The sequence below is a fragment of the Alkalibacterium sp. m-11 genome (genome assembly GCF_054658155.1).
Window position 1 is genome coordinate 1 of the sequence record NZ_BAAGIR010000076.1, and the last position, 9,320, is coordinate 9,320.

The window sequence follows — 9,320 nt, forward strand, 5'->3', positions numbered from 1 at the left end:
CTACTCCAGAAGATCATATTAATTTTTTGACGATTGTAAGACCAAGGGGTCTTTATACTCTTTTTTCCATCTTTTTGTTTTCAATCTAATCGAGAAGGATATAAAGTGGCATGATAGACAGTTAATATTTAAAAATGTCTAAAAAAGCAGTGAGTTTAATAGAAATAGTTATCCACATTTAGAGGTATGAATAATTCAGGTTTATAACTAAGACAAGGTGGTAATACATCGAGAAGACTGAATGATTGTTGTTGTCCAATTCCATTGATGTCACTTCCTTTCTGTTGGTTACCACTGAATATAGTATACAACAAAAATGACAGATTAACCACTTCAAGCTATCGCTTGACCGACATTCATCTCCCACTTTCACTGGTGCTTCGCACCCATACGCTTAGAAGTGGGAGACTTCTTTCGGAATTACGTTAAATATCGAATCCATGAAATTAAGAAAAGAGCGTGTCGAGTGGTTATTAAGCTTAATCATAACGCGTGAGATGCAAGAAATAGATGAAAAATTTTATGAGTTACTTCCTGAGGAAAAGCAATTTGATCCAAGTTCGGATACTTCTACGAACCATCCTTACGATATAGACTGGAGTGTTTATGATTCTCTCCAACCTACGGTTAAGGAGAGTGCATATCGTGTCTGATGTGATTAGAGAGAAATGTAAATTACTTCGATTGGCCTACGTTGCCGACTTGTATGAGATGATTCCCTTCGAGAATCCAGAGCAATATTTGTTGGCTATATTACAACAGGAGATAGAATTAAGAGAAACTGCGAAGGGCGAACGCTTCATCAAAAAAGCAAAGTTTATGAATGAAAAGGAATTAGTAGATTACCGATGGGGAGATCATATTCACTTCCCATCAAATCTCGACAGAGATCGTCTAGAATCCCTTTCATTTATCAAAAGGAAAGAAAATGTCATTTTATCAGGAGCGCCTGGAACAGGAAATTATCGCAAGTTATTATTTATGGAAAGAAATAACCTAGATTATTCATAGCCCAATCATAAAACCTGAATAAACCGCATCAAATCAATTAAAAATAACCAATCAATCTTTCACTAATTAAGTGAAAAGGAGCCCGATCTTTGATATTGTATAAGTGACCAAACAAACACAATTCAAGGAGGGCTCCATAATGAAAAGTGTAATCGAAAAGTCACTTCATTTCAACAAAATGATCAAAGTTAATTTTGACGGCGGGAATTTAACCTCAGACTCAGGGCTATTATTGTACAAAGAGTTTGATGAAAAGATCGGACTCGACCAGTCCATTCGAGAGATGCTTCAAGTCAAAGACTCTGTAGACCACCGGGAACATCCCAATCCTGATGTCGTCATTCAAAAAATTTATCAACATCTTGCAGGTTATCACACAGACGACCATGCGGATGAATTAAAGCATGAGCCGATGTTTACCACGATTCTGGATAAGAAGCAATTAGCTTCTCAACCCACTTTGTCACGCTTAAACCAGAAATTCGACAAGGAAACGATGAAGCAGATCCAGCAGGTCAATCAAAAATTGAACCGACGCGTTCAGAAGCTTAAGCCAAGCGAGCATTTTGTTTTTGATTTAGATTCAGCCAATTTCACGACTTGTGGCAAACAATACGGCACAGATTACAATGCCCATTACCAAACAACCGGCTATCATCCGCTCGTGTTGTTTGATGGCTTAACGGGTGATTGTATCAAAGCCGTTCTTCGTGCAGGCAACGTTTATACGTCTCGTAACGTTGTCAGCTTTATTGGCCCTGTGATCAAGGAATATGAGAAAATGAATTCAAGTGCGACCATCGCTGTCAGAGGTGATAGTGGATTCGCCGTCCCTGCCCTGTATGAATTATGCGAAGAACATGAGCTCAAGTACGCCATTCGCCTGAAATCCAACAAACGCTTAACGTCACTAGCTCAAGCGATTGAAAATCAAATCAGCGAGCGACTCAATCCCAATAATGGTGCGCCTTATGTATTTTACAAAGAAATCAGCTACAAAGCAGCAAGCTGGAACAAGTCAAGACGCGTGATTGTCAAATTAGAAAGACCAGAAGGTGAACTTTTATTTCGTTATTCCTTCATCGTCACGAACTTAAGCTATCGCCCTAAAAACATCGTCAAATTTTATCAAAACCGTGGGACGATGGAAAATTTCATTAAAGAAGGGAAAAACGGCTTTGCGCTCGACCAGTTAAGCAGTCCTGACTTTTACACAAATGCGACAAAGCTACAAATTGCCTTACTCGCCTACAATTTTGAGAATTGGTTTCGCCGACTCTGCTTACCTAAAAGCATGAATAAAAGCACCATAGCAACTGTTAGAATTAAGCTGATTAAAATAGCAGGTAAAGTAATCAACACAGCCCGTTATACGACCTTCAAACTATGTAGCAGTTGTCTTTATAAAAAACACTTTTGGTTCACCTTGAAAAAAATTCAGGGCATACCGCTTATTGAGTGACCCAATCAATAGCCATTCATAATTATAAAAAACTGAAATCATCTCGAGGGATAAGTCTGCCCATTTTTAAGTTTGATGGGAAAAAGCGGATAGAGAAAAGTGAAAATTTAACGAGCAACCATACTTATTTAGTTATAAAAACTAAATTTCCCTAACTGGCATTCACTTTTGGCAATTTAATGGGCAAATCACCTATAAAAAATCAAGTTATGAATAATGCAGGAAATAAATACAATAAAAGCCACAATAGCAATAAGCACTACTCCTTGACCTAATGTAGCTCGATTACTATTAATGGTTTGCATATTCATAGCGGTCTCTTCACTTATCGTAGAAGAGACGCCATATGTCTCAATATATCTTGCTCTCCTAAATAAATAATCTAGCTCCAGAATTAGTAAAGTTATATTTAAGAAAAACACACATAGACAAAAGCCGTATTTTTTAAGTTTAGTTCCCATAAGTTAAACCCCTTTTTACTCTTTAAGTATTTAAAAATTATTAATCTAAGTAAAATTTTGCTTGTTTATTATTATGCTGAATAATTCGTACATTTTCTTTGAACTGTCTGATATGGTAAGGGTGTTTAAACTAACACTTAGAAAGAAGTTATTCTCATGACTAGCTTAAATAAAAATTAAGTGAACTTCAATACAAACCTGACTATTTCTCATACAGATGCTTCTCTATCAAGTGAGTGTGGATTAGTGTCAGTGCAACACTACGTACAACCATAATAATTTTCGCGGTTATTATTTCTCTAATCATTTTATTTAAAAAGAGTAAAAGTACTGCATGGTTCATCATATGTATCATTTTCTTTATAGCACTTAATCTTTCCGTCTATTCTGATAATAAGGAAAAAGCTAGAAACCTTTATAACAGGATTCTAGCTTTATTTCTTTTATTAAATTTAACCCACTGACCCTTCCATCTCATAAGAAATCAGACGGTTTAATTCAACAGCGTATTCCATTGGTAGTTCTTTAGTGAATGGTTCAACGAATCCCATCACGATCATTTCAGTCGCGGTTTCTTCGTCGAGTCCTCTACTCATCAGGTAGTAGAGTTGTTCTTCAGATATTTTAGATACTTTCGCTTCGTGCTCGAGGGCCACGTTTGAGTTGTGGATCTCGTTGAAAGGTATCGTATCTGATTTAGACAAGTCATCCATCAGGATCGTGTCACACTCAATGTGTGAAATAGATCCACCGGAGTTTTTACCGAATGTTACTTGTCCACGGTAATTTACAGTTCCACCATCTTTAGCGATGGACTTGGATACGATCGAGCTGGATGTGTTTGGTGCATTGTGGATCATTTTAGCACCTGTATCCTGAACCTGACCTTCTCCAGCCATAGCAATGGACATAGTCGTTCCACGCGCGCCGCGTCCGTTCAAGTGGATTGATGGGTATTTCATGGTCGTTTTCGCACCAAGGTTTCCATCGATCCATTCAACTGTCGCGCCTTCTGCAGCGTGAGCACGTTTTGTTACTAGGTTATATACGTTATCTGACCAATTCTGAATTGTCGTGTAACGGCAGTACGCATCTTTTTTAACGATGATTTCTACAACCGCTGCGTGAAGCGAGCTAGTTGAGAATGTCGGTGCTGTACACCCTTCGACGTAGTGCACGCTTGCGCCTTCGTCGACAACGATCAGGGTACGTTCAAACTGACCCATCATTTCGTTGTTGATACGGAAGTACATCTGCAGTGGCACGTCACATTTAACGCCTTTAGGCACGTAGATGAATGTTCCACCAGACCAGACTGAAGAATTCAGCGCAGCCAGTTTGTTATCTGTTGGAGGAACCACTGTCCCAAAGTGCTCTTTAAAGATTTCAGGGTATTCTTTCAAAGCAGTGTCGGTATCTGTAAAGACGATACCCAGCTTCTCGAATTCCTCTTTCATATTGTGGTAAACCACTTCTGATTCATATTGTGCACCAGATCCGGCAAGGAATTGACGTTCAGCTTCTGGAACACCTAGTCGGTCAAAGGTTTCTTTAATTTTATCCGGTACATCGTCCCAGCTGCGTGCAGGGGCTTCACTTGCTTTACGGTAGTACGTATAGTTGTCGAAATCGACATCTGACAAGTCTGCTCCCCATTCAGGCATTGGACGGGATTTGTAGTGGTCGTATGATTTCAGACGGTAGTCGAGCATCCATTCCGGCTCGTTTTTACGAGAAGAAATGTCACGGATAATATCTTCGTTCAACCCTTTACCCGTATCGTAGACGGCGTCGACCCCTTCGTCGTGAAATCCGTATTTATATTCTGTTTTCTCAGGTACTTGAGACATGAATATTCCCCTTCCTCATGTATATCTCTCTGCAGTCAGTTCATTCTATTCGGAATATGTCCAAATTGAGTTAATCGTGCGTCAGTTGACCGTCAACGCCTGTGCCGTCTGATCCGAGTGCTTTTTCCAGAGCTTTCCAGGACAGTGTTGCGCATTTGATCCGGGCAGGGAATTTTGATACGCCTGCAAGCATCATTGCGTCACCGAGTTCCTGTTCATGTTCAGGCTTGTTGCCTTGTACGACTTCTGAAAATTCGTTCACCAGCATCAGGGCTTCGTCAACGGATTTATTTAAGATCGTGTCGGTCATCATGCTGGCACTGGCCATTGAGATGGTACAGCCGCTTCCGTCAAACCGCACATCAGTTATTTTATCTTCTTCGACTGTCAGCTGTACTTGGATCACGTCTCCACATGTCGGGTTTTTCAGCTCGATCTGTGTGGTCGCTTTATCCAGTACACCGCGTCGTCTTGGGTGTTGAGAGTGATCAAGGATCACTGCCCGGTATAATTGATCTAATTTAGTCAAGGCCATGTAAGAAAAACTCCTTCGTGGCTTTCAATGCTTCAACGAATTTGTCTGCATCAGCAACCGTGTTATACAAGTAGAAACTTGCACGGGCCGTAGCAGGCTGGCTCAGATAATTCATCAAAGGCTGTGCACAGTGGTGACCGGCTCTGACAGCTACACCTTCCATGTCCATTGCGGTCGCAACGTCATGTGGATGAACCCCGTCGATATTAAACGCGATCACGCCTGTCCGGTCTGAGGCTTTCTTCGGTCCGAATAAGGTCAGTCCTTCGATTTCTTCCAGTTTCGGCATCAGGTACGCCACCAGATTTTGTTCATGGTCCATTATCTCACGCATGCCGATGTTTTCCAAGTAGTCAATAGCTGCGCCCAGTCCGATCGCTCCGGCGATGTTCGGGGTTCCTGCTTCAAACTTCCATGGCAGTTCTTTCCATGTGCTGTACTGCAGTTCCACGAAATCGATCATCTCTCCGCCAAACTCCAGAGGCTCCATTTTCTCAAGCCACTTACGTTTGCCGTAAAGCACGCCGATACCGGTCGGTGCCATCATTTTGTGACCGCTGAATGCATAGAAATCTGCATCCAGTGCCTGAACATCTACGGGCATATGCGGCACTGCCTGAGCACCGTCGACAACCATTACGCCACCTTTGTCATGCACGTAGTCAGTCAGTTCCCTGATCGGGTTGACGACGCCCAGGACATTTGACACATGAACAAGAGAAACGATTTTAGTCTGTTCTGTGATCTTTTCTCTCGCATCGTCCATGTCCAGCTTACCGTCATCCGTCAGCTCGATATATTTAAGTTTAGCGCCTTTACGCTTTGCCAGCTGCTGCCAGGGAATGATGTTCGAGTGATGTTCCATGAAGGAAATCACGATCTCATCGCCTTCTTCAATAATCAGATCGCCAAGACTTCTGGCAACCCAGTTCAGACTGGTCGTTGTCCCTCTTGTAAACAGAACTTCAGCCGTGCTTGGCGCATTGATGAAGCGGCGGACTTTTTCTCTGGCTCCCTCATATTGAGTGGTCGCTCGTTCAGCCAAAGTATGCACCCCTCTATGCACATTGGCATTAGAGGTATGGTAATAGGTTTCAAGAGCTTTCAGGACAGCTTCCGGTTTCTGTGTGGTCGCGGCATTATCCAAATAAACAAGTGGCTCATCGTTGACGTGCTGCTGAAGGATCTTGAAGTCCTCCCGCAGATGTTCGTAAGGCACGGTCATCTAGATGTCAACTTCCTTTCAATGGTATCAACCAATTCGTCACGGATGCTTCTCAGTGGAATAGCTGAAATAACTTTTCCAAGGAATCCGCGGATAACCAGTCGTTCTGCTTCTGATTTCTCGATTCCTCTGCTCATCAGGTAGTACATTTCTTCAGGATCCACGCGTCCTACACTGGCTGCGTGTCCTGCTGTTACTTCATTTTCGTCAATCAGTAGAATCGGGTTCGCATCGCCTCGGGCTTTGTCAGACAGCATCAGTACACGTGATTCCTGCTGAGCATCTGCTCCTTTAGCCCCTTTAATGATGTGGCCGATCCCGTTGAATGTCAGTGTAGCTCGGTCCATGATAACACCATGCTGGAAGATGTTTCCTTCCGTATGGTTACCATAGTTGACAACGTTTGAGTCGATGACTTGCGTCTGACGTCCGCTGCTGATTCCGACAGCTTTCAAATCACTTGATGACCCTTCTCCGACAAGGTCGACATCAAAGTCACAGACAACATTTCCGTTGTTCATGACCCCAATCGCCCAGTCGATCGTAGAATCTCTGAATGTGTATCCTTTACGGTTGAAATACACTGTAGAGTTCTCACCCAGCTGGTCAACTGCACTGAATTTGACTTGTGCGCCGGCTTTAGTGACGACTTCTACCACGATGTTTGCGGCATTTTTCGTGTCGCCTTTTGTCAGGAATTTCTCCACATAGTTGAAGTTTGAATTCGTGTCGGCATAAATCAATACGTGCTTGATGAAAGAATCTTCAACTAAACTGTTCTGAATGAAGACTGCTTCAAGCGGGTCTTCGATTTCAACGTTTTTAGGCACGTACAGGAATAGACCTGAATTCATGAACGCTGCGTGGAATGCAGTGATTTTATTCGTATTAGGTTTAACTGCTTTAGACATGTAGGCTTCCTTGACCAGGTCAGGGTGCTCTTTAAGTGCCGTATGCATGTCAGTGAAGATGACCCCTTTATCCTTCAATGACTGAGGAAGGGTTTCGATCACTGTGTCGTTTCCTGTCTGAATCACACGGGCAGCATCTGCCTTGTCTTCGATGAATTCAAATGGATCGATAGCTTTTGGTGCCGGTGCGCCAGTCAGGTTCGGGACCTGCCACAGTGGCCAGCGGTTATATCTTAAACGCTCGATTACGGGCGGATCAAGATCTTCGATTTTTTCCAGCGCGTCCAGGCGCATCTGAAGCATCCACTCCGGTTCCTGCAGTCCTGTGGAGAAGGCTTGTAATGCGTCTTTATAACTCACGTAGTCTTTAGTCTTTGTTTCCATAAGTCATGGCCTCCTCAAAAATTAGTCTTCTTCAATTTCAAAGTCTAATCCTAATTCTTCCATTAGACCTTTGTATCCTTCTGCTTCAAGTTTCTTAGCCAGTTCAGCTCCACCTGTCTTAACAACACGTCCATCCATCATGATGTGGACGATGTCTGGGGTGATGTAGTTCAGTAGACGCTGATAGTGCGTGATGATCAGTGAGCCGAAGCCTTCACCGCGCATGGCGTTAACTCCTTTGGAAACGACTTGCAAAGCATCGATATCCAGTCCTGAGTCGATTTCGTCCAGAATAGCGAAAGTCGGTTCGATCATTAACAGCTGCAGGATTTCGTTACGTTTCTTCTCTCCGCCTGAGAATCCTTCATTTAAATAACGTTCAGCCATTTCTTCCGGCATATCTAGAACAGCCATTTTTTCGTCCAGTTTGTTGATGAAGTCCATGACGTTCATCTTATCGTCTTCGTCTCTTCTCGAGTTGATTGCTGCACGCATGAATTCTGCATTGGTGATTCCAGCAATTTCACTTGGGTATTGTACAGCAAGGAACAGACCGGCACGTGCGCGCTCGTCAACTTCCATGTCCAGAACGTTTTCTCCGTCCAGAAGTACTTCTCCTTCTGTTACTTCGTAGCTTGGGTGTCCCATGATTGCAGCAGAAAGTGTAGATTTCCCTGTTCCGTTAGGTCCCATGATTGCGTGGATTTCACCTGTCTGCATTTTCAGGTTCACGCCTTTAAGAATTTCTTTGTCCTCGATGGATACATGTAGGTTCTTGATCTCTAATACGGCCATTATGTACCTTCCTTTTCTACTTGTATTTTTTTGAGCAAAAAAGTCTGTAAAAGCAGAATCCTGCCTGAAAAAACTTTCTTACTTACAATGTCTAATTTTAGTCTAATTGAGAATCAGAATCAAGGTTTCTTTAAGGTAAATATCAGCAAAACCTGGTTTTCCGTTGATATATCAAGGTTTCCAGATTATAAAAATTATCATCTACGAATAAATAAAATCATCAGAACACTTAGGTCCTGATGATCTCGTCATTTATAATAAGGATTCCAGTAGCCAGGCAAGAGGTCTCATGGCTGGTATGAGAATTCTCTGCCACCAGACAGGCGTCTCCCCTTCTGTTTTTTCACCAGGTACCTCTGACCCATCCGGATCGAACCGGACACTCTTTTTCAGATAACTTTCTTCCGCTTCATCCAGTATCTGACGTGCCAGTTCTTCACTTTCCAGAACGATCATCGTTTCAGTACTTAGCCAGGTGCTTCTGGCATCAAAGGTGAACTACCCACCACTTAAATCCTTTGGATTTTGAAGTGGGGGCTTCCTACGAACTCCATTCTTATCTGCACAGACTTCATACAGACAGAGGAATCGGATAGGGGTAGGCTCAAAAGGCAGTCCCTGCCTCATTGATTTTCTTTTACTTGGCCAATGCCAAGAGGTTTTTGCTGGCATTGATATCTCTGTCA

General features: G+C 42.6%; 8 protein-coding genes. 2 read left to right on the forward strand and 6 right to left on the reverse strand.

From position 1 onward, the window contains the following. The first annotated feature begins 645 nt into the window (after nucleotides 1-645). Nucleotides 646-1,011, forward strand: coding sequence for an ATP-binding protein (locus ACYQ2O_RS08245; RefSeq protein ID WP_459770613.1), 366 nt, complete (start codon nucleotides 646-648; stop codon nucleotides 1,009-1,011). Between the two features lie 139 nt (nucleotides 1,012-1,150). Then, nucleotides 1,151-2,473: an IS1380 family transposase gene (locus tag ACYQ2O_RS08250; protein WP_459770611.1), complete on the forward strand. Its 1,323-nt coding sequence runs from the start codon at nucleotides 1,151-1,153 to the stop codon at nucleotides 2,471-2,473. Nucleotides 2,474-3,386: 913 nt separating this feature from the next. On the opposite strand, the gene sufB is transcribed toward ACYQ2O_RS08250, so the two are convergent. The 6 genes from sufB to ACYQ2O_RS08280 all read right to left on the reverse strand — a co-directional run bounded on the left by sufB (nucleotide 3,387) and on the right by ACYQ2O_RS08280 (nucleotide 9,090). After that, nucleotides 3,387-4,784 carry a Fe-S cluster assembly protein SufB gene (gene sufB / locus ACYQ2O_RS08255; RefSeq protein WP_091481790.1) on the reverse strand — a complete coding sequence of 466 codons (1,398 nt, stop codon included), beginning with the start codon at nucleotides 4,782-4,784 and terminating at the stop codon, nucleotides 3,387-3,389. A 70-nt stretch (nucleotides 4,785-4,854) separates the two neighbouring features. Continuing rightward, a complete protein-coding gene (sufU, locus tag ACYQ2O_RS08260; RefSeq protein ID WP_459770609.1) occupies nucleotides 4,855-5,319 on the reverse strand; it encodes a Fe-S cluster assembly sulfur transfer protein SufU in 465 nt (154 codons plus the stop codon). Continuing rightward, complete coding sequence (locus tag ACYQ2O_RS08265; RefSeq protein WP_459770608.1) at nucleotides 5,306-6,544, reverse strand: cysteine desulfurase; 1,239 nt, start codon at nucleotides 6,542-6,544, stop codon at nucleotides 5,306-5,308. The genes sufU and ACYQ2O_RS08265 overlap by 14 nt, the downstream gene beginning before the upstream one ends. Continuing rightward, nucleotides 6,541-7,839: a Fe-S cluster assembly protein SufD gene (gene sufD / locus ACYQ2O_RS08270; protein WP_459770606.1), complete on the reverse strand. Its 1,299-nt coding sequence runs from the start codon at nucleotides 7,837-7,839 to the stop codon at nucleotides 6,541-6,543. The genes ACYQ2O_RS08265 and sufD overlap by 4 nt, the downstream gene beginning before the upstream one ends. Nucleotides 7,840-7,860: 21 nt before the next feature. After that, nucleotides 7,861-8,634 (reverse strand): Fe-S cluster assembly ATPase SufC, encoded by a 774-nt coding sequence (gene sufC, locus ACYQ2O_RS08275; RefSeq protein ID WP_459770605.1) that lies wholly within the window; start codon nucleotides 8,632-8,634, stop codon nucleotides 7,861-7,863. 252 nt (nucleotides 8,635-8,886) lie between these two features. Next, nucleotides 8,887-9,090, reverse strand: a complete 204-nt coding sequence (locus ACYQ2O_RS08280; protein WP_459796399.1) for a hypothetical protein — start codon at nucleotides 9,088-9,090, stop codon at nucleotides 8,887-8,889. Nucleotides 9,091-9,320 lie beyond the last annotated feature (230 nt).